Annotated in this window: 25 protein-coding genes and 6 tRNA genes; 3 read left to right on the forward strand and 28 right to left on the reverse strand. The window is 37.4% G+C overall.

From position 1 onward, the window contains the following. Positions 1 to 36: 36 nt before the first annotated feature. The 16 genes from MHH51_RS13645 to rpmG form a co-directional block, all read right to left on the reverse strand. A complete protein-coding gene (locus MHH51_RS13645) occupies positions 37 to 405 on the reverse strand; it encodes a hypothetical protein (protein ID WP_147210377.1) in 369 nt (122 codons plus the stop codon). After that, complete coding sequence (gene comGF, locus MHH51_RS13650) at positions 377 to 811, reverse strand: competence type IV pilus minor pilin ComGF (protein ID WP_186813628.1); 435 nt, start codon at positions 809 to 811, stop codon at positions 377 to 379. The genes MHH51_RS13645 and comGF overlap by 29 nt, the downstream gene beginning before the upstream one ends. Then, positions 795 to 1133, reverse strand: a complete 339-nt coding sequence (locus MHH51_RS13655; protein ID WP_147210376.1) for a hypothetical protein — start codon at positions 1131 to 1133, stop codon at positions 795 to 797. The genes comGF and MHH51_RS13655 overlap by 17 nt, the downstream gene beginning before the upstream one ends. Beyond that, a complete protein-coding gene (gene comGD, locus MHH51_RS13660; RefSeq protein ID WP_147210375.1) occupies positions 1117 to 1548 on the reverse strand; it encodes a competence type IV pilus minor pilin ComGD in 432 nt (143 codons plus the stop codon). Before comGD ends, MHH51_RS13655 begins: the two co-directional genes overlap by 17 nt. Continuing rightward, on the reverse strand, positions 1535 to 1840 hold the full coding sequence (gene comGC / locus MHH51_RS13665) for a competence type IV pilus major pilin ComGC (protein WP_147210374.1): 306 nt from the start codon (positions 1838 to 1840) through the stop codon (positions 1535 to 1537). Before comGC ends, comGD begins: the two co-directional genes overlap by 14 nt. Before the next feature lie 12 nt (positions 1841 to 1852). Next, complete coding sequence (locus tag MHH51_RS13670; RefSeq protein ID WP_147210373.1) at positions 1853 to 2893, reverse strand: type II secretion system F family protein; 1041 nt, start codon at positions 2891 to 2893, stop codon at positions 1853 to 1855. Further along, a complete protein-coding gene (comGA, locus tag MHH51_RS13675) occupies positions 2862 to 3860 on the reverse strand; it encodes a competence type IV pilus ATPase ComGA (RefSeq protein WP_339282321.1) in 999 nt (332 codons plus the stop codon). Before comGA ends, MHH51_RS13670 begins: the two co-directional genes overlap by 32 nt. Positions 3861 to 4312: 452 nt before the next feature. Next, positions 4313 to 5518 (reverse strand): ISL3 family transposase, encoded by a 1206-nt coding sequence (locus MHH51_RS13680; protein ID WP_339233414.1) that lies wholly within the window; start codon positions 5516 to 5518, stop codon positions 4313 to 4315. Between the two features lie 192 nt (positions 5519 to 5710). Next, on the reverse strand, positions 5711 to 7648 hold the full coding sequence (locus MHH51_RS13685; RefSeq protein WP_147210370.1) for an LTA synthase family protein: 1938 nt from the start codon (positions 7646 to 7648) through the stop codon (positions 5711 to 5713). 221 nt (positions 7649 to 7869) lie between these two features. Further along, positions 7870 to 8829, reverse strand: a complete 960-nt coding sequence (locus tag MHH51_RS13690) for an ROK family glucokinase (protein WP_147210369.1) — start codon at positions 8827 to 8829, stop codon at positions 7870 to 7872. Next, positions 8822 to 9034, reverse strand: coding sequence for a YqgQ family protein (locus tag MHH51_RS13695; protein WP_147210368.1), 213 nt, complete (start codon positions 9032 to 9034; stop codon positions 8822 to 8824). Before MHH51_RS13695 ends, MHH51_RS13690 begins: the two co-directional genes overlap by 8 nt. Before the next feature lie 67 nt (positions 9035 to 9101). After that, positions 9102 to 10547, reverse strand: a complete 1446-nt coding sequence (locus MHH51_RS13700) for a spore germination protein (RefSeq protein ID WP_147210537.1) — start codon at positions 10545 to 10547, stop codon at positions 9102 to 9104. 361 nt (positions 10548 to 10908) lie between these two features. Then, positions 10909 to 12456 (reverse strand): rhomboid family intramembrane serine protease, encoded by a 1548-nt coding sequence (locus MHH51_RS13705; RefSeq protein ID WP_339282322.1) that lies wholly within the window; start codon positions 12454 to 12456, stop codon positions 10909 to 10911. Positions 12457 to 12719: 263 nt separating this feature from the next. Next, positions 12720 to 12890 carry a hypothetical protein gene (locus tag MHH51_RS13710; RefSeq protein WP_339282323.1) on the reverse strand — a complete coding sequence of 57 codons (171 nt, stop codon included), beginning with the start codon at positions 12888 to 12890 and terminating at the stop codon, positions 12720 to 12722. A 91-nt stretch (positions 12891 to 12981) separates the two neighbouring features. Beyond that, a complete protein-coding gene (locus MHH51_RS13715) occupies positions 12982 to 13560 on the reverse strand; it encodes a 5-formyltetrahydrofolate cyclo-ligase (RefSeq protein ID WP_339282324.1) in 579 nt (192 codons plus the stop codon). A gap of 70 nt (positions 13561 to 13630) precedes the next feature. Then, positions 13631 to 13780 (reverse strand): 50S ribosomal protein L33, encoded by a 150-nt coding sequence (rpmG, locus tag MHH51_RS13720; RefSeq protein ID WP_017797039.1) that lies wholly within the window; start codon positions 13778 to 13780, stop codon positions 13631 to 13633. A 464-nt stretch (positions 13781 to 14244) separates the two neighbouring features. Here rpmG and MHH51_RS13725 point away from each other — a divergent pair, with 464 nt between their 5' ends. Together MHH51_RS13725 and MHH51_RS13730 are read left to right on the forward strand one after the other, a co-directional pair. Further along, positions 14245 to 14475, forward strand: a complete 231-nt coding sequence (locus MHH51_RS13725) for a hypothetical protein (protein WP_339282325.1) — start codon at positions 14245 to 14247, stop codon at positions 14473 to 14475. Between the two features lie 12 nt (positions 14476 to 14487). Then, complete coding sequence (locus MHH51_RS13730; protein ID WP_156987635.1) at positions 14488 to 15102, forward strand: hypothetical protein; 615 nt, start codon at positions 14488 to 14490, stop codon at positions 15100 to 15102. Between the two features lie 173 nt (positions 15103 to 15275). Here the strand turns inward: MHH51_RS13730 and MHH51_RS13735 are convergent, their stop codons facing one another. The 11 genes from MHH51_RS13735 to MHH51_RS13785 all read right to left on the reverse strand — a co-directional run bounded on the left by MHH51_RS13735 (position 15276) and on the right by MHH51_RS13785 (position 23192). After that, positions 15276 to 17372: a penicillin-binding protein 2 gene (locus tag MHH51_RS13735; RefSeq protein ID WP_339282326.1), complete on the reverse strand. Its 2097-nt coding sequence runs from the start codon at positions 17370 to 17372 to the stop codon at positions 15276 to 15278. A gap of 139 nt (positions 17373 to 17511) precedes the next feature. Continuing rightward, entirely contained in the window at positions 17512 to 18789 is a 1278-nt protein-coding gene (locus MHH51_RS13740) for an MFS transporter (RefSeq protein ID WP_147210362.1), read from the reverse strand. A gap of 101 nt (positions 18790 to 18890) precedes the next feature. Continuing rightward, the gene (gene sodA / locus MHH51_RS13745) at positions 18891 to 19502 is read right to left on the reverse strand and encodes a superoxide dismutase SodA (RefSeq protein ID WP_339282327.1); all 612 of its coding nucleotides are present in this window, start codon (positions 19500 to 19502) and stop codon (positions 18891 to 18893) included. Positions 19503 to 19800: 298 nt separating this feature from the next. Further along, positions 19801 to 19873, reverse strand: a tRNA-Phe gene (locus MHH51_RS13750). Between the two features lie 54 nt (positions 19874 to 19927). Further along, a tRNA-Ser gene (locus MHH51_RS13755) sits at positions 19928 to 20020 on the reverse strand. Between the two features lie 12 nt (positions 20021 to 20032). Beyond that, positions 20033 to 20109 (reverse strand) — tRNA-Ile (locus MHH51_RS13760). 15 nt (positions 20110 to 20124) lie between these two features. Next, a tRNA-His gene (locus MHH51_RS13765) sits at positions 20125 to 20200 on the reverse strand. 27 nt (positions 20201 to 20227) lie between these two features. Next, positions 20228 to 20304 (reverse strand) — tRNA-Met (locus MHH51_RS13770). Between the two features lies 1 nt (position 20305). Further along, positions 20306 to 20380 (reverse strand) — tRNA-Asn (locus MHH51_RS13775). Between the two features lie 283 nt (positions 20381 to 20663). Further along, positions 20664 to 22292, reverse strand: coding sequence for a Na/Pi cotransporter family protein (locus MHH51_RS13780; protein WP_147209418.1), 1629 nt, complete (start codon positions 22290 to 22292; stop codon positions 20664 to 20666). A 264-nt stretch (positions 22293 to 22556) separates the two neighbouring features. Then, positions 22557 to 23192: an NfeD family protein gene (locus MHH51_RS13785; RefSeq protein WP_147209419.1), complete on the reverse strand. Its 636-nt coding sequence runs from the start codon at positions 23190 to 23192 to the stop codon at positions 22557 to 22559. 80 nt (positions 23193 to 23272) lie between these two features. Between MHH51_RS13785 and MHH51_RS13790 the strand changes: the two genes are divergently transcribed. Further along, positions 23273 to 23596, forward strand: a complete 324-nt coding sequence (locus MHH51_RS13790; RefSeq protein WP_147209420.1) for a hypothetical protein — start codon at positions 23273 to 23275, stop codon at positions 23594 to 23596. Positions 23597 to 23615: 19 nt separating this feature from the next. On the opposite strand, the gene MHH51_RS13795 is transcribed toward MHH51_RS13790, so the two are convergent. Next, positions 23616 to 23984, reverse strand: a complete 369-nt coding sequence (locus tag MHH51_RS13795) for a hypothetical protein (protein WP_147209421.1) — start codon at positions 23982 to 23984, stop codon at positions 23616 to 23618. Positions 23985 to 24197: the final 213 nt, after the last annotated feature.

Consider the following 24197-nt stretch of genomic DNA (forward strand, 5'->3'; position numbering starts at 1 on the left):
TTATTTAAAAGTAATGATAAATCCTCTCAATTACTGTTAAGGAGCATATTGGGCAAATTGATAAATATGCTCGCTTCCAGTTTGTTTTATTGCATAGATGATATATATACTTTCATTCGTTTCAGCCTGAAAAGTTACTTTAACTTCTCCATGCGGGAATTTATAACTCGTTTCATATGGTAAAGAAATCTCCTGTATATCTATTTCCCCACTGACTTTTTTGTAAGCCATTTGAAAAAGTGTCTCCACTTCTATATCAGATAACTGATTGTCAGCTACTACTTTTGCTGTCTGATATTGGTAAAGAAGAAAATGTAAACAAAGAAATACAATAAGAATAACCCAGACGGCATGGAATAATAAAAATCCTTGCTGATTATGGATAAGTGTATAGTATCTTTTCATAAAATTCCCCTGATTCCATAGTAATTGTTAAAAAAATAGCGTTTGATTGTTCTTCAAAAACAACATTAGAAACCTGGTGAAGATATATTTCATGACCTTGCCCGTTTATCTGTCTGCGAATGGAGTTGTTATACTGGCTGAAACGGGCTGTTTTCTCGATGTTATCACTTTGATCAATAAACCGGATATACAATTGATTGTCAGCTATATGAGCGGAGGTAGAAGAGATAATATCATTGCGTAATTGCGTAAATAACTGCTGTATCGATAAGGACTCTGTATAGGTTTGCTTTATTTGAAGTGTAGATAAAGCATAGTATACAAAAGGAAGTGTTAACACTAAGATAGTCATTGCAATTAACATCGAAATAAGAGTGAAGCCATGGGCGCTACTCCAAAATTGCATAAAGGCATTTTTCCTCTGTCTGTTGTTTTGCATTAGTCCATTCTGCACATCCTTTCAAGTATTCCCCCTCCAACGCAAAAGAGAACTCTGCAGGTGTACGGTAAGGAATGATTGTATATTTACCCGGATAAGTTCCCATTCCAACTAGGGCTCCTTGCAATTCATCATGTAATTTACTTGTAATTTTTAACCTTTCTATATTATTGTACTGTTCTTTAGCGAGTAAGGAGAGCAGCGGCAATAGAATAGTGAGCATAGAAAATAAAAGTAATGATGCTATCAAGGTTTCAAATAATGTAAATCCTTTATCTTTCTTCAACATAAAATCTGCCTTTCCCAAACGGAAATACAATCCGGTAGCGTTCTTCCCCAAAGCTGATTAGAATGGATTGCGGGTTCTTAATAACACCGCCGACGGAGAATTCAATATCCTTCGGGAAAGGTGTGTCCAAAGAAAACAGTGGTGGATACTCCCGTCTGATTTCAGTAGAATAGTTAAACAATATGCTATAGTTATCAGGGTAAAACCTTAAAATATATGATTTGCCGCTTTCCTGTGTACTCCTCTTATTTTGAATATAAAGCACGTCCATTTCTAATGTATCAAGAAAATGCCGGCTCTCCAATTTGTCAATCTGTTCTATCTGGTGTTTAGGAATGAGTAAAAGGATGACTGACAAGATGGATAATGCAAATAATGTTTCAATAAGCGTAAAACCACGCTCAGTTTGAAGCATTTACCACACCATTAGAAATGGAAAGCTTATTTCCATTTGAGCAGGTCCTCTGGTCCTCAGTTATATAATCAGCACTCTCCAGCTGATCAAGACTTGATGGCATATTACCAGTATCAATTTGATAAGCATCTACCTGGGCCTGCACCACAGAAATTAATGCAGCACAACCTTTTGAATGGACATCCCCTGTCTTCTTCCCCAGATTCGGTATAATTAAAATCATGATTATAGAGATTACCATCAAGACAATTAACATTTCTATCAGTGTGAAACCCTTTTCACTTTTTAACATAAAAAAGCTCCTTCACATTGTATTCATTAGTTCAAACATAGGCGACATCAGACTAATATAAATAAATATAATAAATGCGCCGATAATCGAGAAAAAAACAGGCTGAATATAAACAATTCTTTTTTGAAGCCGTTGATACATTGTATCAATTGAGATTTCAGCATAAATAGCTAAGTCCTTTGCCAGGTTTGCTGCATCCATATTAGAAGATAATATATCTGTCAAATGTTTGTCTAAAAAATCCATCGTGGTCAAGAGCCCTTGGACGGATCTCCCCCTAAAATACTCTAATTGCATTTGCTTCGCATAATAAGAAATAATGGGCAGCTTTGTCTGTCTGGACATATAATGCAATAACTCCTTCATTGGCATCCCTGTCTGTAAGAGAGAACTGTATAACGCAGCAAAATGAAAAGATGTTTGTCTCTTTATATAAGAACGATATAGAGGAATTCTGCTGTATAAAGTCATTTTAGTTTCTAAAGAGATATTATTTCTTAAAAATATCCAGATAACTGCACCAAAGCTGAAAGCGATAATGAGAACAATTATGGAATAACCAAGCCAGGAAGATAGAAAAATAACGGCTTGCAGCAGCATAGGGAGCTCGCCAAACATGAGCTGCTGAAAGGAAGGTATAACACGCGCATAAATAAAAAATAATAAACCGCTAAAAATAAATAGCAAAATAAGCGGATAACGGACAGTCTGCTGAAATTTACGCATGTAGTGGACATGCTGCTGAAATAATTGATGACACTGCTCAATCCGTTCGGATATATTCGATTTTTCCCGTACAACAAAGAGATAGGAAATAATAGAATGATGAAAACCAGCCTCGTCCATTGCTTCATCCAAATGCTGGCCCGCTTCAAGACACTTTAAAATCTGACTGGAGGTATATTCTAACTCAGCATAATATTTCATTGCGTCTAAGGATTGAATGAGTGTGAGACCTTTTGAAAGCATACGCTGTAAGACATGAAGAAATTGCAGCTGCGTGGCAATGGTTATTTTTTGATTATTGAGGGAAAATCGTTTGTGTAAAGCCATAAGCAAATGCCTTTCTTTGTAATTTTTTAAACTGGTGTTCTTCAGGTAAAGCCAGCAATGTACCTTCGATAGCTTCTGTCAGGTAATCTCCCTCCATTAATTCTCCAATAGCACTCCGCTGCTGCTTATTCTTTCTCATAATTGGAATTAGCCGAAGAGCTCCGACGCCAATAAGGATTTGATGCAGATCGGCAGTTTTTATTCCCATTTCCTTCAAGCGAAAAATGGTGCCGACAGCATTTTTAGCATGCAGAGTACTTAATACAAGGTGACCAGTTAGAGCAGCTTCCACTGCAAACTTTGCGGTTTCTTTATCCCGTATCTCTCCAACCATCAGAATGTCGGGGTCATGGCGTAGAGCAGCCTTTAACCCTGTGTGATAGGAGATGCCGGCATGTTCGTTAATTTGCACTTGCAATATTTGATTTATTTTTCTCTCGATTGGATCTTCCAAGGAAATAATTTGACAGGGCTTTTCCTTCATTTCCTTTTCTAATAAAGAATATAAAGTAGATGATTTCCCGCTCCCAGTTGCCCCAGTTATCAGGATAAGTCCGGAATCATGATCCATCCATCTTCGCATTTGCTGTACTTGATTTGGAAAAAGAAATAAATGGTCAAGCGGCAAGGTGTCGTTTTGAGGAAGAATACGGATAGCAATACTCTCTTGCTGATAATGAGGGAGAGTCGAAATACGAAGTGCATAGTCCTTTGATTCAAAACTCCAAAGCAATGTTCCCGCTTGGGGTTTTCTGTGTTCGCCAATATCCATATTGGCACTGAACTTAAAAAATGTTCTTAAAAGCTGGTATTGTTTCGTTAGAATGTTTCGGATAAAGGTGCGTTTTCCGTGGATACGAAAGTAAATTTCAGTTTGCTGCTCGTATGGATAGAAGTGAATATCAGAAGCTTGTTGACTGACTGCAGCCTGAAAGAGGTCGTCAGATAATTTTGTGACATGATTCATTAGCTCACCCCCCTTACAAATATTTCTGACATAATCTATAAATTCTACATTTATTCTGATTCTCCTTCTTTTTTATTCAAAAGAATAGAATTTATTTTATTGTTAAAGCTATAAGTAAAACTAACTTGAAAAGGAGCATTAAATTAAATCCATGAAAAGTAACGACTATATTCGTTTTTTAACAGAAGAAATGATGAAATATATAAATTTACCTACAGAAGAAAAAAAAGAACGGAAGCAAAAAAAGAAATCTTCTAATCAACTTTATAGCAATAAATGGCTTGGCATAATACCTTTTTCAATTCAATCCTGGTACTATAAAAGAAAAAATGACCGGGACTGAGCTGTGGTTCCTCCCCCTGCCGAAAACATTCACATTACTCAATATTCAACCGCCAAGGATTTTAGGTTCTATGTCAAATGTGGTGGTGGAATATCATTCCTCCACCTCTTTATTTATAAGCTTGCTTTAAGACAAGCTTTACCTCTTGTTGCCATAGAATTTTCTTTCTCATTCGATCAAACTGTTTAATCCCATAAGATAATCTTTTTAATACTTTAATCGTATTATTAACGCCTTCTATGTAGCCATTATTAAAGGGATACATAAAAGAATGCAGAATTTCTTGTTGCCATCTTTTAAATGTACGTGCGACACGATGAAATCCCTCTAACGCGGATGCATTCAACTTCTCCAGGCACGCTTCTAATCCAGCAGTTGCGTTGTGCGCATCACTTTCCTTAAACCACGTATCCAATTCATGCTTTAAACCATAAGCTTCCTTTAAGCGGGGATCTATCCTTAATAATTGCTCGACTTTCTTCTTCTGATCATCTGAACAGGTTGTCCATGATTTCCACAGAAGTTTTTTGGAACGTTTCATTCGAATTCGATCTTTCTTGGGCAGCTCCTTTTGAACTTCACGGCGGACCTCATCTAGAGCCCAATAGGCCTGACGCATAAAGTGAAAACGGTCAGCGATAATCAGAGGATTTCCCAGTGCTTTTCGAATTGCTTGTTTAAACGCTTGAGATAAATCCATTACTACCATTTCTACTTTACCTGTATCACAGGACTTTAAGTACGCTTCAATGGTTTCCACTTTTCGATTTGGCAAGATATCGATAATTCTTCGGTTCTCCACATCGACCACATTCAATTGAAACCTCTCTCCATCCGCGTCACCTTTAAACTCATCGATCGCAATGACTCGCGGCAACACTTTGCTGGTAGTTAACTCCTTCTGATCAAACCACCGTAAGACACGATTCACTGTTACTCCGGTTACTAGCGCCGCTGTACGAAAGGAACTCACCGCTGCATGCATCATCGCTGTCGTTTGCACACTCGCCATACAACGTTGATACCGATGAATCATTTGTAGACGCTCATAAAATGTGTGATGACACGACGTGCAAATATAACGTCGTTTTCGCAGGGAAAGATGAACTTCCTTGGTTGTAAACGCTGGTCCTTGAATGCTTTGCCAACGATAGCCATGTATCCGCTTGGTTCTTTTACGGCAAAAAGGACATTTCTGCATACGCTGTTTCGTGAATAATTCTGCAATAAAATAACTTTCTTCTTCTCTGATATCCCACACATCTACATGCGTATCTTTAATTCCTAACAACTCTGTGATAAAATGATGATGCACTCTTTTCCTCTCCCATTCCTTTTGTCTCGACAACTCAAGGTTACCAGAGAGAGGAAATAGAGTGTATTTTTTTGTCTCCGTTCCATCTGGCGATGGAACGGAGGGCACCACCACATTCAGTATAGAGCCGGATTTTATGCTTTTCTGCCAGTGCAAAAAAACGGCACAGGCTTTTTCACCTGTACCGTTTTTTTATTCTTCTTCGTCTCCAAAGTCAACAAATCGGAATAAATCTCCGTAAATGATGGAATCAGAGTAAGAAAGCTCTGTATCTACTTTTTCTTGAATGGAATCACAAGCACTTTCTACTTTTTCTAATTCTTCACTTGCTTCTTCTTCTGAATCTGTTTCTTCTTCTACAGCCTGATCCATTAATTCTCCAGTTTCACGATCGTAGCAGGAACCGGCGGTTTTAACAAAATCATCACTGACAAAGTCGCCATTTCGTAATGCGATATAGCCTTTTCTATCATCACTGAATAAGTCATTACCAAAATAAATATCCTCACCAGGATCAATTCCCAGCATGTTTAGCATTGTTGGTTTCAAATCGATTTGACCGGCAACCTCTTCCATTACTTTTCCATTTCCATCTCCAGGAATGTGAATAAATAATGGTACACGTTGTAATTGCACCTGATCGTAAGCTGTGATTTCGTCCTGATCTAAATACTGAGCCATCGCTTTATTATGGTTGGCACTTATTCCAATATGGTCACCCATAATGACAATAATGGAGTCTTCATAAAGACCAGACTCTTTTAGCTCATCAAAGAATTCTTCGATAGCTTCATCCATGTAGCGGACAGTCGGAATATAACTGTTCAGCGTATTGGAATTTGAATCAAATTTATCAATTGTTGCATCTTCCTCATCCAATTCAAACGGGAAATGGTTTGTTAATAAAATCATTTTTGAATAGAACGGCTCATCCAAATCTTCTAATATCGGGATGGACTGTTCAAAGAACGGTTTATCCTTTAGACCCCACCCTACAGAGTCTTCCGGTGTTACATCATATGATTCTTCTCCAAAGAAGTTATCAATATTCAAGCTGTTATACATTGCATCCCGGTTCCAAAAGCTTTTATTGTTCGCATGCAATACGTTAGAAGTATAACCAGCTTCTTTAATCATTTCATCAAAAGAATGGTATTCATTATTACCGTGTGTAAAGAATACCGCACCACGGGATAATGGATATAAGGAATTTTCTACTAAGAACTCTGAATCAGATGTGTTTCCCTGACCTGTCTGTTCATAGAAATTATCAAAGTAATACGTATCTTCATCCTGGGCTAACTCATTAAGAAACGGTGTAACCTCTTCTCCATTTACTTCACTGTTCATTACAAAGTGCTGCAAGGATTCTGCGTTAAGAAAAATGATATTTTTATCTTTCGCAATACCCTTCATTTCTTCACTGGTCTCATGATCCACATTTTCTTTAATATACTCCTGAATTTCAGGAATTTCGTTTCCGTCCGCAAAAACACGTTGTGATTCGTTCTTGGAGTGAATGACAACATCGTAGACGTGATAGTTAAACAGACCAATATTTTTCACTAAATATTCACGGTCAAATCCGCGGGTAAAAAGCTGCGGTCTTTCCATTTCCGCTAAGAAAAAGTTACCCGCAAGTAATACTAATGAAAATGCCAGAGCGCCGACCTTACCGCTTCTAGGATACTGTACAGCAAGACTTCCTTCATATTTCTTACTTAGATACCAGATAATCGCGGCATCTGCAAATATAAATAGATCCCATGGCTTAATTAAAGTAAGAATACTGGATCCTAAATCTGTCATATTACTTCCCATAAATAATTGCGGGATTGTTATAAAGTCCGTAAATTGGCGGTAGAATACAAGATTCGCCCAGATAAGCAAGGATGCTGCCAATGTAGCGTACCGAATATACTTCATTTGTCTGGAAGACTTATTAAACCAGACTCCTAATGCCAGAATTAAAAACGCTGACACAAAAGGATTAATAAACAAAATTAATTCCTGCATGGAATTATCAAGTTCAATATTAAATACAAATCGGTAGACAATATAGGTTTTTAGTCCAAGAAGGAATGCTGCAATAATATAGAGCGGTATCCTTGGCTTTTTAAATCGTTTCATTTATATCCTCTCCTAAATAATAAAAACAGGAATGCTGATTTACCTTTTAACATACTACTTCCCATTTTATTAACTAATGTAAACCTGCAATTAAAAAATTGTACATCTTGTATAACGGTTTTACAAGAAAAAAGGTTTCACATTTAATCATTTTATTTAATTACCCGTTCATAAATTACTATTTTAGTAGATATTCAAAAAAAATCAAGTCTGAAAATCAATTAACTGTAATTCTCATATACTAAATATGCTCCTCCAATAATACCCGCATCATTACCAAGCTGGCAAGTTTTAATAGTACAAACTTCACTTACTCTAGGCAGCGCATGCTTTCTGAAAGCTTTTGTCAAAGCATCAATCAAATAATCTCCTGCATTAGAAACGCCACCGCCTATTAAAATATTGGAAGGATTTATAATCATTGACATATTTGCCATTGCTTTTCCTAAAACGTCCGTTGTATATTCAATAATTTCTGTAGAGGCCTGATCTCCCTGCTTGGCTAATTCAAAAACATTCTGGGCAGAAATACGCCCTTCTGTCTGAAATAATTTCGTCAGAAGTGATTCTGGATTAGTGTGTATCTTCTCCATTGCCTGTCTGACAATTCCTGTTGCAGAAGCAATGGTTTCTAAACAGCCTTTTTTACCGCAGTTACATGGATAACCATTTTCCATCACTTCAATGTGGCCTACTTCGCCGGCCATGCCATTAACACCATTTAAAATAGAGCCGTTTGCGATAATCCCGCCGCCGACACCTGTTCCTAATGTAATTGCTATTAAATTCCTGGATTGATTTCCTGCACCAACCCAATTTTCTCCTAATACAGCAATATTAGCATCATTTTCAGCATATACAGGCACCCCAGCCAATTTTTCAAGTTCTTCCGCTAAATGGATATCTTTCCATCCAATATTGACCGCTTCTGTAATAATACCTGCATGGGCATCTACAAATCCCGGTGCCCCGACACCTATTCCTTTAATGGAAGAAGCATCTAATGATGATACCTGTAATTTCGATTCAATACTTTCCCAAATATCAGAGATAATATTCGCACCTTCGTTTGTTAAATCTGTTGGTATTTCCCACTTTTCTAGAATTTTTCCCTCTTTTGTAATGAATCCTATTTTTACTGAAGTTCCCCCAATATCTACTCCTGTTAATAATTCATTCATTTATTTTCGTCCCCTTTTTATATTCTCTGCTTTCTTTTTTTATGAGCAATACCGCTTGCTGGAATTGCTGACTGCTGATAAATTTCCACTCATATAATTCATTTATTTCCATCATCATTAATTCTAAATCGCCTAACCGGTCTGTCGTATAGATGAAAGTTCCAAACTTCATCAGCAGTTTCCTTACATCATGTATATTCTGCATGTTATCACCAAGAGTATTATATCAAATGGGCAATCAAATGGGAAATGAGAATAAGATCCAGATCAAATTAACGATCTGGATCTTTTGGTCGTAATATAGATGGTCTCAGATGCCTTTCCGGTAATGGAAAGCGGATAAATGTATCACGCATATTCTTAGCTGAAAATGGCACTAACGGCCAAAAATAAGGTGTATCCAGCGTTCTCATCTTTATTAAAAATAACAGCCAGACAGTTACACCAATAACATAACCGCTCACGCCAAATAAAGCTGTCGAAAATAATAAAAATAAGCGGACAAGACGATTTGCCATACTTAATTCATAGCTTGGTGTTGCATAAGAACCGATCGCTGCAGTAGCAATGTATAAAACAACCTCATGCGAAAACCAGCCGACCTCTACAGAAACTTCACCAATCATAATTGCTGCAACCAGGCCAAGGGCTGTTCCAAGTGCAGATGGTGTGTGGATAGATGCCATTCTTAAAACATCGAGCCCTAATTCAGCAATTAGAAATTGAACCAATAACGGGATGACCCCTGAATCCTCCGGTCCTATAAACGAATACGCTGGCGGCAGAAGTTCAGGCTGTACAGAAAATAAATAATAGAGCGGTAAAAGCACAAGAGAAAGAAATATGGCAATAAATCGAACAATTCGTAAATATGCTCCAACACTTGGTTTTTGCCGATATTCTTCTGCATGCTGCAAATGCTGCCAGAAAGTTGTTTGTGTAATCATCGCACTTGGCGATCCATCAATAATCAAGACTACATGCCCCTCAAAAAGATGGGATGCAACCGTATCTGGCCTTTCAGTATACCGGACTGCCGGATACGGGTTCCAATAACGGTGACTGAAAAATTCTTCAATCGTCTTTTCTGCCATAGGAAGCCCGTCTGTATCTATACCATCAATCAATTCTTTCAGCTTCTCCACTTGTTTAGAATCTGCTATATCTTCTATATAACTGATAACAACATCCGTTTTAGAGCGCCTGCCAACCTGCGTGAACTCCATCCTGAGAGAACGATCCCTAACCCGGCGTCTTGTCAGCGCAGTATTAAATACAAGCGTTTCCACAAACCCATCACGCGGTCCCCGGACCACTCTTTCTAAATCAGGCTCTTCAGGTGACCGTGCCGGATATGTCCTTGCATCAATTACAATTGCTTTATCTAAGTCTTCTACGAATAAAACCGTTGCTCCCGAAAGAATAAAATCAACCAGTTTATTCATATCTTCTAATGCTTCTATTTCTATAAAAGGAATATCTCTTTTCATTAATTTCTGTAATGTATCTGTATCCAGCTCATCTGGACGCAGCCTTTGCAGGGACTGCATGATAAACAGCATCATATCATCTTTGACAAATCCATCAACCATAAACATAGCCATATCTTTACCAGCATAATTCAAATCCAGGTAAATCAGGTCAAAGCTTTTATCAACTGCTAAATAAGACTTTAGATAAGAAACGTTTGTTTTGAGGCTTGTATCTACTTTTTTCATTTTATCAGTCACTTTTATCACCTTAATACAGTAGGATGTAGATAGTTTATATCACCAGATAAAAACTATACATTCCATTCAATTTAAATACGTGTTCAAACAGTACGATAAAAAGGATCAAGAAGTTCAAGGCGATGAGCTTTTTCCGAACGGACTTTCACAGGATGTGATGACTTCTGTGTTGTCCACAGGACGTGGACGCTCTTAACAGAAGTTCCTCTATGCTTTTAAATACGTGAGTATCGGAAAAAGCTCGTCAACGCAGAAATTCGCCGTATCATTTTTTTGGACTTTTTGAACTTCCTCTTTAAGGTATACAAAAACCAGGCTGCATTTCTGTTTCCTCAGCCTGGTTTTCATCTTAATAAGATTGTAATTTATTTTTTATATTCGATAATTCTTCATTACCCGGGAATTGCTCTAATCCTTCATTAATAATGTCTTCAATTTCTTGAGTACTTGCTCCTTGCTGTGAGTATAAAATTGCCAGATTATGATACATTTCCGGTATTCTTTCGTCATATTGAATAGCCGCTTCTAAATCCTCTATCGCTTTTGCAAATTCTAACTCTTGAATATAAGCGTAAGAACGGTGGAAAAGAAGATAAGGTATCAGCTCTGAATCCGTTGTTTCATCAAGTGCTTCCGTTGTTACTGAAATAATCTCACTAAAATTCTCATCCTCTATGAGTGTTTCTGCTTCAATTAATTTCATTTCTGGAGATGATGAATTAAATGACCATCCATAGATGAATAATCCGATACTGAGAATGATAAAACCGATAAGTCCCAGCAGCTGATTCTTTTGATTTTTTTTATTTGGCACATAAACGGCTGCAGCAATTAAAAATCCGCCGGCTAATCCGCCAAGATGTGCTCCCATATCGATTTCTGGAACAGTGAATCCGAGCAGAAGATTTACTCCTAAAATAAGAATAATATTCATACCCATTGTTTGAAAGAATATTTGCTTATAGATAAGCCCGAATAAAAGAAGCGCACCAAACAATGCAAATATAGCACCTGATGCCCCTACTGATACATTAATGGAGGTAGCAAAGCTTGCTATGGAACCTGCCAGCCCGCCAAGAAAATAGATAAAAAGAAAACGGGTTCTCCCGAATATTCGTTCAATCGCAGTTCCCAGATAATACAGAGCAAGCATATTCATAATCAGATGGAGAAAGTTAAGATGTAAAAACATCGAGCTGAAAAATCTCCACCACTCTCCCTCCATGACAAGAAGGTTAAAGTTTGCTCCCATATCAATTAAGTGCTGTGTATTTTCTATATTCCCTCTTGTGATTTGAAGAATAAAAATAACTATATTTAAAGCGATTAATATGTAAGTAAACAGCGGAGTGGAAAATGAAAATATTTTCTTACGGTTCTCTTGCTCTTCTTGGATTTTTTGGAACAGCGTATTTTTCATATGATTTGCTGTTACCTCTTTTTCCGTATCATCTAAATTTCTTTTGTCTTCACCGCTCAATGAAATATTTAAATCCTGACTTAAGAGATTGATTTCACTTTCTTCATCTTCTCTATCCAGATAATATATGTGCATTCTTGGCGATTTTTTATTTCCTTCACCAAACGGTTTTTTCAATTCTTCCCATTCATCAACCGGATGTTCTTCAGCTATGTATATTAAATATAGTTCAGCATTAACACTTGCGATAGCTTGCCTTATCCGCTGCATTTGCTGATAAGCAGTCTGCGAATCCTGCCGTAATTGGTTAGACCAATCAAAGGTTTGCGGTTTTACACGAATAATATCAGATTTTCCGCCTGCTTTCCGTTCCATCCAGACTTCATCCGTTTTATAGTCTCCTGCAATAATCCGGAACCCTTGCTCTGTCAATTTCCTCACCAGCTCATACGCTCTATATTGCATATGTACGTCCATAAATCAACCTCCCCTCTTTGAAGCATACCAAATGTTTCTAATTATGCGCAACTATGATCAAACGGAAGAGCCGCCAGCAGGATATTTTATTTGCTCATTGTCCAGAATTGCAACTGCCCGTCTCATAAAAATTGATGAAGCTGGTACTGGGCTGCAATTACTCGCCCTATTAAGTTCGTCGCTTTATGTTTTCTTTTTATATTTGCCGGCAAAGAGGGAATATTTTATTATAAGCAGTGTCTTTTATAATGCATATAGATAATTTAAACCGCTTCCTTTTTCTTTTTCCATAAAATAATGTTTGCAATAATTGGAACTAAATACTTTCTTCCCTGCTTCCAATTTAAGAAGCCGTTTAAAATCCGGTACTTCCATTTCATAAGTATAAAAATAGTGGATATAACCATCGCTGCTGTAAAGAACATGCGCATCATCTTTCTTACCTCCCTTTTAATAATTGATGTGATTAGAGACTCTTCTACATCAATTATTTTCAACGAAGGGAGAAATCTTATACATTAAAGATTAGCTATTCTGTCTGGCCGTATCTATGGTACGTTCTTCTGTAATAATCTGTTCTACAGACAGATCATAGCTTTCCCGGGGAATTTGCTGGATTAATTGCCGTTCACTGCAAAGCGAGATTGTCGCTCCTGAATAATCAGCAAGCATTCTGTCATAATATCCGCCGCCATAGCCAATACGATAACCATCCGTGTCAAAAACCACTCCTGGCACAATCAATAAATCGATATCTGAATGTAGAATCCGCTTTGTTTTTTTGGGGATCGGTTCTTTTATACCTGCGTAACCTGTCTGGATTTGTTTTTGATGATTCCAGGCATAGTAGTACATTTCTCTCGTTTTTACCACACATTTCGGTGAGGCTATTATCTTTCCTTCTCTCCTGGCCTTTTCAATGATTGTATATGTATCCCATTCTATTTCTGTGGAAATAGTAATTCCTATCGTTCTGGCATTTTGAAATGCTGGAGTTGTAAATAATTGCTTCTGCTGTCCTGTTTCCACTTTTTTTCGATCCAGCTTCGACAAAAGACTCAGTTCTTTCAGCATTTTTTGCCGTAATATCTTTTTTTCTGACATATCATATTTCACCTCTGTCTGCAAAAAAACTCTTATCCAACTAACATCAGATAAGAGTTTTCATGATTGCTTATTTTGTTTCACGGTGTAGGGTATGTTTTTTAAGACGTGGTGAGTATTTCATAAGCTCAATACGCTCAGGATTTGTACGTTTGTTTTTTGTAGAAATATAATTACGATCTCCTGTTTCCGTGCAAGCTAACGTTATATTTACGCGCATATCTATCCCTCCAAACTTTTCAACTTGCCTTTTTACATAACTGTACAGACTTTAATTATATTATCAAAGTTTCATCTATTTATCAAGAAGGATTATACCAAAAACATGATAAAACTTTTCGCCCCATGTTTTATCAGGGTTAAAGCAACTCCCTGTCATGATTTATCGTGCTTTTAGCATAGTCACTTCTTTTAATTTATGGTATAACTATAAATGATACATAAAGTGCGTGTTCAAAAAGTTTCTAAATTAGAAGCAAGAAGATCAAGACGACGTGGTTTTTACGAACAGACTTCCACAGGATGTGGTGGCTTCTGTGTTGTCCACAGGACGTGGACGATTTTAACAGAAGTTCTTCTATGCTTTTTAATACGTGAGTATCGTAAAAAACGCGTCAACGCAGAGATTCGCAGCTTATCATTTGGGGACTTTTTGAACATCCTCATAAAGGGAGGGAAATAAAAATGCTATTTGCCATTTTGGCAGTTGTCGTCATTGGGATTGTTCTATTTATTCTATCATTCTTTATTAACGACCGTCTGGAAGAAGTCGAAAGCCAGCTAGAACAATTGTCCATTACTACGATGCAAGATACATACCAGTTAAAGAAGAAGGTTTCTGTTTTAGAAGAAGAATTATTGCCTCAAAACATATCTGATGAAGCATCACCGTCTGATCTTAAAAATAATAATTAGAGGAGTATTATCATGAAACAACATGTTAGAGCGTTTGCTGTCGGTTTGTTGACAAGCGGTCTCCTGCTTCTCGCTATATATATATTTGGTAATCAATCCTCGGGCAGCCTCGAGGATATGGAACCGGATGAATTGATTTCTGCACTGGAAAATCAAGGGTATGCTGTATTAACACAAGACGAATATATTGCATATAGCGTGAATAGAGAAGCAGCTGACGAGGTTGATTCTGATGGAAATGCAGAAGATGACTCTGAAGCCGATAATGAATCAGATTCAAACAATGATTCTGATGAAAATGAAGACAACAATGATGAAAATAGTAATGACGAAGAAGGCAACGAAAATGCAGACGAGGAAGACAATAATGATGAAGGTAATGAAGATGAAGAATCCTCCGAAGACTCAGATGTAATTGACGTTGAAATTACATTAGAAAATGGTGCGCCCCCTTCTAACATCAGTGATGCTTTAGAAGATGCCGGGATTATTGATGATGCAAGAGATTTTAATGATTTCTTGGAAGACAATGATTTAAGCGGGAGCGTAAAGCCTGGAACTTATGAAGTGGACAGCGAAATGTCTTTCGATGAAATTGGTGACATTATTACTACCTACTCAGAATAAATATGATTTAATAAAAAAATGAGCTGCTCAATCTAGAGCTGCTCATTTTTTGTTTGAAAGACAACTTCAATCTGCAGAAGCCCCATAGTCAATTACAATACAATAAATAAAGCTTGTACATAAAAAACTCTCACCCAAATTAAAGGGTGAAAGTCTCCTATTCGTCCTTTTCGCTATTCATCAGAAGAATCAGCTGCTTCTTCATCATGATCTTCTTTGATATCGAAGTAGGCATCTAAAATCCTCGAAGCAATTTTACCATTAACCCCGTCCCCTGCACCTATTCCTACACTTGGTACAACAACTGCAAAGGCAACTTCAGGGTCATCAAACGGTGCATAGCCGACCATTGTCAGGTTATTGAGATCAGCCAGCTTCTGTCCATCTTCATATACGGAGGTCTGGGCTGTACCTGTTTTCCCAGCTGGATTATATGATTTTTTACCAAAATAACTGTATCCTGTTCCTCCACTTTCTTGAAACACACGGCGGAAGCCCTCCTGCACACGGCTGATTTCATCATTTGTCATATTAATCCGGTTCATTACCGTTGTATTTTTCGTATAATACAATGGTCCAAGCTCGTCTAAAGAGGCAATGGGATCACGGGCTTCTTTTAAAAAGTGCGGCTGGACACGGTAACCGTCGTTGGCAATGGTGGATACATATTGTGCGAGCTGCAGGGTGGTATACGTATCATACTGACCGATTGCGAAGTCAAGAATATTACCTGGGTTTTCTGGTGTCTGACCTCTTACTCCGGTACTTTCATCTGGAAAATCTATTCCTGTCGATGCCCCTAAGCCAAATTGATTGAAATAATTTTGCAGGGTCTGCAATGTCTCAGCCTTATTTATATTTAATGTGGCATTATTAGGCAATGGATGACGGTAATCTCCACCCAGACGCAGGGCAACATAGAACATATAAACGTTGGAAGACCGCTTTAATGCATTCAGGTCATCTACACTTCCCATAGATGATACAGATTTTTTTGTTAAGCCTCCTGCCAATGTTATTGGTGCATCATAGAAAGTTGTTCCAGGTGAAATAACCTCCGCATCATATCCGGCAAGTATAGTTGCCCCTTTAATACTGGAGCCGGGTTCTGTTGCATTAGATAAAGCCATGTAGGAAGCATTATTATATTCATTTTTTTCCTTATCATAATTCACACCGGAAACAGCAAGAAGTTCTCCTGTTTTCGGATTCATTACAACAGCATACGCATTTGTTAAATACCGGTTGTCATAAGGATTCTTTGCTTTCGCTGCTTTCAGCTCCTCTAAGACAATTTTGTCAACTTCCTGCTGGAATTCTAAGTCTGTTGTTAAAACTAAATCTTTGCCCCGTTCTCCTTCAACAATGGTCTCGGAGCCGATAATTGTCCCATTCTGACGTGTCGTATACTGAATCTGCTCTTTACGGCCGCGCAGAAAGTCTTCATATTGCTCTTCCAGTCCACTTCTGCCGACCCGGTCATTTCGGCTGTAACCCTTTGTCAAATAAGCACTCAAGTCCTCTGCGGGAATTCCCTGCTCCTGAGTGGAAATTCTCCCTAAAATAGTCGATAACGTATCTCCATTCGGATAAACACGATTCCAATCTGTTGTGGCATTGATTCCGGGAAGCTCATCCAGATGCTCAGCTACAGCAGCATATTCCTCTGCTGTTACGCCCTCATTTTTCACTACCTGCGGGGTCAGTGCATATGCTTTATCCAGTTCTTTTTTTGTAGCGATAATTTCTAATTCTTCATCGGAAAAATCTGCAATTTCTTCATCGGTAATTAAATCCAATGTGGCAGCGTATTCCTCGGAAGCATCCATCTCCTCTGTATCAACTTCTTCTAATCGTTCTTCTATTTCCTCTTGATGAAGTAATAAATAATACTCTCTTTTATCTCTGTCAGTTATTCGATCGATTTTTTTCTTATCACTCATATCGATGAAATTAACTAAGGTTTCAGCCACCTTCAAGCGATCCTTTGCCTGAACACCTTTGGGGGGCGTATAAGTAATGGAATACATGGCTTCATTATCTACTATGATATTCCCATTCCTGTCATATATTTTTCCACGGGGCACCGGTACACTTGTCGTGTCTAAATTCGTTCTTTCAATTTCTTCCTGATAAGATTCCCCGTTTAAAATTTGAACAACACCTAACTGAAGTATGAGTGCAGAAAATAATAAGAAGATGGCAAAGAAAAGGATATTCATACGAACCGGAAGCTGGGCCCGTTTTTTCTTTTTCTTCTTGTCTACCACTTTGCTCCCCCTTTACATATATTTTGGCCTTATATGGCATTAATTCTATGATTTGTTTAAAAAGCAAAAAAAATTTAAATTATAGACGTATCTTTTTAAACATTTCAGTTATCAATACTACTGTTTGATTCTACCACACTTAACGACTTTTTTCGTCCGTGAAATCTTCTTTTAATGCTATTTTTTGTTTTTTTGTTGGCCCGATAAAAATATTTCGGATACAAAAATAAATAATCGCATGCCCTGCACCAAAAATAATCAGTAATATTGGAATAATCATATCATGCGGAAATAGAAACATCCCGAATATAAATACCATAATCGAAACGATTCTGCCTAAGTTTAAATAAATTTCCCGGACAACAATGTACTCCACCCGTCTTTCTTCTACCATACGGGCTCTGCCAATCACATCATAGGTAAGTGATTCATACGGTACAGTTAAAATGGGAAATGCAATTCCAATAATTACTGCATATATAATTAACCAGAAAAGGCTCATTTCAAAAATAATAATAAAGATAGAGGTGAACAGCAGAATGCCGCCAAACAAAATTGCTTTTTTTCTTAAAGACGGCTTAATCCATTTTAAGGCGACAAAATAAAAGACGATCGATAAGCCTGAAAGAAATAAATTAAAAACTCCTAACACAAGCTCACTGTTTGTAACAAGGAAAATCCAAATGGTAATATAAAAACCATATATCCCTTCCCTTAGCCCCTGGAAAAAATGAGCATGTAATATACGCTTCCAATTTTTATTTCTCTTTCTTTCATTTATAACAGCAGCTAAAGCAAAGCTCCCTCTGCTCCCCTTACGTATGATGAAAAAGCTGGCTACAATTGCTGCAATGAATAAGCTTAAGGAAATAATAAAAATAGCAGTATAACCAACATCACCAGCCATTTTTGATATCATCCACCCTGCAAGTAATGGCCCAATCATCCCTGCAAATGACGTTAGTGTGCCTGAAATACCATTAAACCAATCTCTCGTATCTGGTTCTGTAATTTCAAAAGTCAGCAGGTAATAAGCCAGCCAGAAAAAACCATAACCTATTCCCAATAAACAGCCGAGAATAAAATTATAATATGCTGCAAGCTCACCAATCCAAAGAACAAATAAAAAAAAGAAACATAAGAAAAGTATCCCGATTCTTAATATAATGATACGATCTATTTTTTTCGATAATTTCCCTGCATAAATAAACGACAATGCTTGAAATACATAGCTCGCTAAATGATAGTTAGCAATCACAAAAAAGTCGCCGGATTGCTTCCATAAGTACACATTTACAAAAGTATTTGATAAAAAGATCCCGGCTGCATATAAAACTCCAATCAACAGTAGCATCCACAAGTCCCTGTATTCATCTTTTTGGTTTTTGTATCTTCTATATTGCTGATGTAATTGCATAAGAAAACGACTCCTTCTCCTTTTATTTTTAGCGAAGGAATCGTATCTATACAAAAAGCTTGCAGAAGTTTAAATTTCTGCAAGCTTTTTGTAATTATTTATTATTTCGCAGCTTCGTAATTGTTAGCTACTTGATCCCAGTTTACTACATTCCAGAATGCTGAAATGTATTCCGGGCGTTTATTTTGATATTTAAGATAGTATGCATGCTCCCATACATCCAATCCTAATAATGGTGTTTTGCCTTCTGTTAATGGTGAATCCTGGTTTGGTGTGCTTGTGATTTCAAGCTCGCCATTATTTAATACCAGCCATGCCCAGCCAGAACCAAAGCGTCCTGCTGCTGCAGCTGCAAATTCTTCTTTAAATTTGTCTAAAGAACCGAATTTGCTGTTGATTTTATCAGCCAGCTCTCCTGCAGGTTCTCCGCCGCCATTTGGTGACAGTGTCTTCCAGAAAAAGCTATGGTTAGCATGTCCACCGCCATTGTTGCGTACTGCTGTGCGGATGTCTTCAGGAACCGCGTTTAAATCGCTGACAAGCTCTTCTACGGATTTATTTTGCAGATCTTCATGTCCGTCTAGTGCATCATTTAATTTTGTAACGTAGGTGTTGTGATGCTTCGTATGGTGAATATTCATTGTTTCTTTATCGATAGTTGGTTCTAATGCATCGTATGCATAAGGTAATTCTGGTAATTCAAATTTTGCCATGTGTAACTCCTCCTTTAAATAAATGATGTTTTTTTAAGCTCTTCACTTATTAAGGTATCAAAGGAAAGTATTTCTTGCAAATATTTTGCACTCACCTCTATCGTCAATTCCTTATAAAACAACAATTTTAAAAATAGATTATTTCTATTTTTGATTTAAAGAAACTTTTTTGCCTTAAAGAACTGTTATTATCTAACCGGATTTTCTTCACAATCTTAGGCAATGCCTATTTCAACAAAGGAAACAAGAGGATTAAAAAAGAGCATAAAAAAACAAGCCTTAAGCTTGTTTTTAAAGATGGCTCGGGACGGAATCGAACCGCCGACACAAGGATTTTCAGTCCTCTGCTCTACCGACTGAGCTACCAAGCCAAAAAGATGAACTTCCATAGAAAAGCTCTGCATTATTCTTTTATAATATATGTATGGAGGAGGTAGAGGGATTCGAACCCCCGCGCGGTTTGACCCGCCTGTCGGTTTTCAAGACCGATCCCTTCAGCCAGACTTGGGTATACCTCCCGGCAGAATAAATGGTGGACCCTGCAGGACTCGAACCTGCGACCGATCGGTTATGAGCCGATAGCTCTAACCAACTGAGCTAAGGGTCCTTTCACTATTTTTAATGGGGCGACCGGTGGGGATCGAACCCACGTATGCCGGAGCCACAATCCGGTGCGTTAACCACTTCGCCACGACCGCCATGTAATAGTAGTTTATGTATTTTTTTGGTAGCGGCGGAGGGGATCGAACCCCCGACCTCACGGGTATGAACCGTACGCTCTCGCCAGCTGAGCTACACCGCCATGGCTCCACAGGTAGGATTCGAACCTACGACCGATCGGTTAACAGCCGATTGCTCTACCACTGAGCTACTGTGGAATAATGTTTTTTAATTAGCAACAAAATATAATTTATCATGTTATGTAGATTATGTCAACAACTTTTTTTGCGGTGTTGCAAAAGTTTTTATCAGAAGTTGACTGCAAGAATTATAATAGCACGTAATATAACATATTTCAACAAAAACTTTTAAAACTTATATAATTTCTTTTAGTTAATAGTAAATTAAGCTGCTTTTCGTATGAATTCCATTAAATTCATTCATTTAACAAAGACTCTGCCTGAAAAATAAACAGACAGAGTCTTTTATACAAATTAATAATTAATGCTCTTCTAAAACATTTTGTGCAATATTTACAGCATGATCACCAATTCTTTCTAAATTACTTAAAACATCTACAAAAACGATACCTGCTGTTCCATTACAAATCCCCTCATTCATTCGAATGATATGATTTTTACGGAATTTACGTTCCATTTTGTCAATTTGGTCTTCTTTTTGTATAACTTCTAAAGCAGCTTCCTTATCATTCGTTTCTAAGGATTCCACAGCCTGCTTAACTGTCATATAAGTTAAATCGAACATTTTGTTTAAGTCTTCAATAGCTTGCTCCGTCAGCGAAACTTTATTTGACATTTTATAGTCAACCAACTCAACAACATTTTCAAAATGGTCGCCGATCCGTTCAATATCACGGATAGTGCTCATTAATCCGGTATGCTCTACACTCTCAGGTTCTGTTAAGTTGGTAGAAGCAATATCCACTAAATACTCTGTAATCTTACGGTCGAGGTTATTTAGTGCTCCCTCAATTTGCAGAGCCATCTCTGAACTCTTTGGATTTTGTGTAGTGATATAATTATGCGTTTCTTCTAATCCCTGATACGCATATTTCCCCATACGGACCACTTCCAATTTAGCCTGGGCAAGCGCCAGTGAAGAAGACTGCTGAAGAAAAATGGAATCTAAATGCTTTGGCTTATACTCAATAACAACATCATCCCCAGGCACAAGTTTAGTAATCAACCATGCTAAGAAGCCAATGAATGGAAACTGAATAATGGTATTTGCTACATTATAACTGCCATGGGCAAAAGCAATCGTCATTTCCTTATTAAGATTTAATGCCGTCTCTAAATAACTCACAAAATTTGTAAATGGAAACAGAAGTATCATAAAGATAACTGCACCAATCAAGTTAAAAGTTACATGTGTATATGCAGCACGTTTGGCGGCAACAGAAGTTCCAATACTAGCTATAACCGCTGTAATCGTTGTACCGATATTATCACCAAACAATACTGGAATAGCTGCATCTAACTCGATAGCACCCTGTGCAAATAACCCCTGCAAAATACCGATGGTTGCTGTTGAGCTCTGTACGATTACAGTAAAGACTGTACCAATTACAACCCCCAGGATTGGCGTATCACTCATTGTAACCGTCAGTTCATGAAATGCATCTAAAGAACGGAGCGGTGTCATTCCACTACTCATTAATTCGAGTCCAAAGAATAAAGAACCAAATCCAAATAATGCCTGTCCTACAGCTATAATCCTTTGCTTTTTAAAGAAAAAGATTGTAAAGGCACCAAGTGCTAAAATAAGTAACGAATATTCTCCAATATCAATTCCGATAATAAATGCTGTAGCAGTAGTACCGATATTGGCACCCATAATAACACCAATAGCCTGTCTAAGTGTCATAAATCCTGCATTTACAAGTCCTACAGTCAAAACTGTAGTTCCTGAACTGCTTTGAATAAGTACCGTTACAAGAATACCGGCAAGTACACCCAAAAATGGGTTGCTAGTAAACCGGTCTAAAATATCCCGCAATCGGTCCCCTGCAGATTTTTGGAGGCCGTCTCCCATCATTTTAATCCCCATAAGGAATATACCAATTCCTCCAATAAATTCAATAATTAACTTCTGAACATCGATATCCACGTAAACTTCATCCCTTCTACCTCTTATGTAAACTTTTGTAGAAATTTGCGCCTCATTCATTATTGATGATTCTAAAGAGAATGTAAACATGTATTAAGAAAAATTTACATAGATTTAATATTTGTTTACATTCAAAGAGAAAGGGATGCTTAGTTTTTGTTTTTCTCATGAAAATATGTATAATATTAGAAATAAATGCATACAAATAAAGGATTCACCTCCATTTTTATGAAGTGAATCCTTCTTCAGGGATTTCTATATAAATCAATCTTCTTGCAGCTCTTCTACACGAACACTCGTGCCGTCTACTGCAACTACTTTAATTGGTGTACCCTTTTTAATCCAGCGTCCTCCGGATACGGCACTGTAGTGTTTTTTATTTACTTCAATTGTGCCGGATGGCCTAAAGTCTGTCAGTGCCATTCCTTCTTCTCCTAATAGAGCTTCATATTCTGCACTGAGCGAGCTGTAGCCCTCTTCTTTTGTAAGTCGATCGACTAAGGCAATTTTGGTCCACATCTCCCTCCGTTTAAATACCTTTAAGAATACTAAGGAGGAAAAAGCACCAACAATGATGCTGATTACTGCATAGAGACCATTTGCAAAAGTCGGCTGAGGCATTGCAACAGCAACTATCATTAAAACCAGTCCTATTGTCGCCAGCGTTCCATCATTAATTACTTTCCCATCAATAATAATCAGTAATATTCCTAAAAAGTATATAATAAACATCAGTAAGACCGAATTGGTTTCCGTATACACAGTAAAATAAACTGTAATAAATCCTAAGCCCAATACACCAAAAATACCACGCATATTTACGAATATTTCTCCTAATATAAATAAAGTTCCGAAAAATAAAGCCAGGAATCCAATCCATTGTAATTCAACTATGTCCATACGCTTCACACCCTCTCATTGTCCTATTACTATATGTACGTATGAATGAAATAATTAGTTTCATAAAAGGAGATTTTTTTATGGGTTTTTTACGTAGAATTTCCCTGATTACTCTTATTATATTAGTTGCTGTAAGTATTTTTCAAGACTTAGCTCATTCTGGCAGCGGAATCTCCCTTTCAAATAAAACTGATTCAGAATTGCCGCCGTTTGAGGCGGTTCCTGTCAAAGTAAAGCCGGGAGATACCGTATTGAGCATTACAGAAGAAATTCAAACTGCATCTGGGTATACCGTTGCAGTCGATATTATTTTGGAAGCTTTTGAATCATTAAATCCAAATACTTCACCAATTGAAATTCAAGTACATGAAATATATTACTTTCCACTGTTTCAAGAAAAATAAAAAAAGGCTGAAATTCAGCCTAAGAAAGAAATGGAATAAAGAAAAACGCAGAAATTAGTGAAAGAATTCCAGCTATAATACCTATGATACCAAGTGTATTTGTTCCTCTGCTTCTCGCTACAAAGCCAAATACAATACTGGCAGCTCCAAGAATAACCGGCCAGGTAAAGAAAGAAATAACAGCCAAAATAATACTCCCCCAACCATACAAGGTACCTGGGTTAAAGCCCTTTTCTTCTTCAAAATCCGGCAATTCAGAATCGGTAAGCTCCGCTGAAAACTCCTCCATTCTTTTACTGTCTAATTTATTATTTATATGCTCATGCTCTGGGCCTTGCCCATGATTTGGTGCATCTTGGACATTGTTGTCCTGATTTTTATCATTCATGAAATAAACTCCTTACTTTTAGAGGATGTTCAAAGAGTTCAACAAAAAATGAATTTCTTGAACATACGCTTTTAGATTTATATGGTTAGTTTACGGAATTTAAATCATTTCAAACAGGTATCATACGGCATTGCAAGAAAAGAATGGTATAATTATTTTGTTCTTTGCATATATTTACATGATGGATGAACATAAGGTGAATAATACATCTAC

Source organism: Oceanobacillus sp. FSL K6-3682 (assembly GCF_037976165.1).
In the GTDB taxonomy this organism is placed as follows: domain Bacteria; phylum Bacillota; class Bacilli; order Bacillales; family Amphibacillaceae; genus Oceanobacillus; species Oceanobacillus sojae.

Bases quoted from the DNA above. Each gene is read 5' to 3' on its own strand.
- MHH51_RS13715 (WP_339282324.1), bottom strand. From the start codon at position 13,560: ATGTCAGAAAAAAAGATATTACGGCAAAAAATGCTGAAAGAACTGAGT.
- MHH51_RS13655 (WP_147210376.1), bottom strand. From the start codon at position 1,133: ATGTTGAAGAAAGATAAAGGATTTACATTATTTGAAACCTTGATAGCA.
- MHH51_RS13670 (WP_147210373.1), bottom strand. From the start codon at position 2,893: ATGGCTTTACACAAACGATTTTCCCTCAATAATCAAAAAATAACCATT.
- MHH51_RS13685 (WP_147210370.1), bottom strand. From the start codon at position 7,648: ATGAAACGATTTAAAAAGCCAAGGATACCGCTCTATATTATTGCAGCA.
- comGF (WP_186813628.1), bottom strand. From the start codon at position 811: ATGCAATTTTGGAGTAGCGCCCATGGCTTCACTCTTATTTCGATGTTA.
- MHH51_RS13710 (WP_339282323.1), bottom strand. From the start codon at position 12,890: ATGATGCGCATGTTCTTTACAGCAGCGATGGTTATATCCACTATTTTT.
- MHH51_RS13690 (WP_147210369.1), bottom strand. From the start codon at position 8,829: ATGAATGAATTATTAACAGGAGTAGATATTGGGGGAACTTCAGTAAAA.
- MHH51_RS13740 (WP_147210362.1), bottom strand. From the start codon at position 18,789: ATGCAATTACATCAGCAATATAGAAGATACAAAAACCAAAAAGATGAA.
- comGD (WP_147210375.1), bottom strand. From the start codon at position 1,548: ATGCTTCAAACTGAGCGTGGTTTTACGCTTATTGAAACATTATTTGCA.
- MHH51_RS13730 (WP_156987635.1), top strand. From the start codon at position 14,488: ATGAAACAACATGTTAGAGCGTTTGCTGTCGGTTTGTTGACAAGCGGT.
- MHH51_RS13695 (WP_147210368.1), bottom strand. From the start codon at position 9,034: ATGCAGAATATACATGATGTAAGGAAACTGCTGATGAAGTTTGGAACT.
- comGC (WP_147210374.1), bottom strand. From the start codon at position 1,840: ATGTTAAAAAGTGAAAAGGGTTTCACACTGATAGAAATGTTAATTGTC.
- MHH51_RS13645 (WP_147210377.1), bottom strand. From the start codon at position 405: ATGAAAAGATACTATACACTTATCCATAATCAGCAAGGATTTTTATTA.
- MHH51_RS13705 (WP_339282322.1), bottom strand. From the start codon at position 12,456: ATGGACGTACATATGCAATATAGAGCGTATGAGCTGGTGAGGAAATTG.
- MHH51_RS13700 (WP_147210537.1), bottom strand. From the start codon at position 10,547: ATGAAAAAAGTAGATACAAGCCTCAAAACAAACGTTTCTTATCTAAAG.
- MHH51_RS13790 (WP_147209420.1), top strand. From the start codon at position 23,273: ATGGGTTTTTTACGTAGAATTTCCCTGATTACTCTTATTATATTAGTT.
- rpmG (WP_017797039.1), bottom strand. From the start codon at position 13,780: ATGCGCGTAAATATAACGTTAGCTTGCACGGAAACAGGAGATCGTAAT.
- sodA (WP_339282327.1), bottom strand. From the start codon at position 19,502: ATGGCAAAATTTGAATTACCAGAATTACCTTATGCATACGATGCATTA.
- MHH51_RS13795 (WP_147209421.1), bottom strand. From the start codon at position 23,984: ATGAATGATAAAAATCAGGACAACAATGTCCAAGATGCACCAAATCAT.
- comGA (WP_339282321.1), bottom strand. From the start codon at position 3,860: ATGAATCATGTCACAAAATTATCTGACGACCTCTTTCAGGCTGCAGTC.
- MHH51_RS13785 (WP_147209419.1), bottom strand. From the start codon at position 23,192: ATGGACATAGTTGAATTACAATGGATTGGATTCCTGGCTTTATTTTTC.
- MHH51_RS13725 (WP_339282325.1), top strand. From the start codon at position 14,245: ATGCTATTTGCCATTTTGGCAGTTGTCGTCATTGGGATTGTTCTATTT.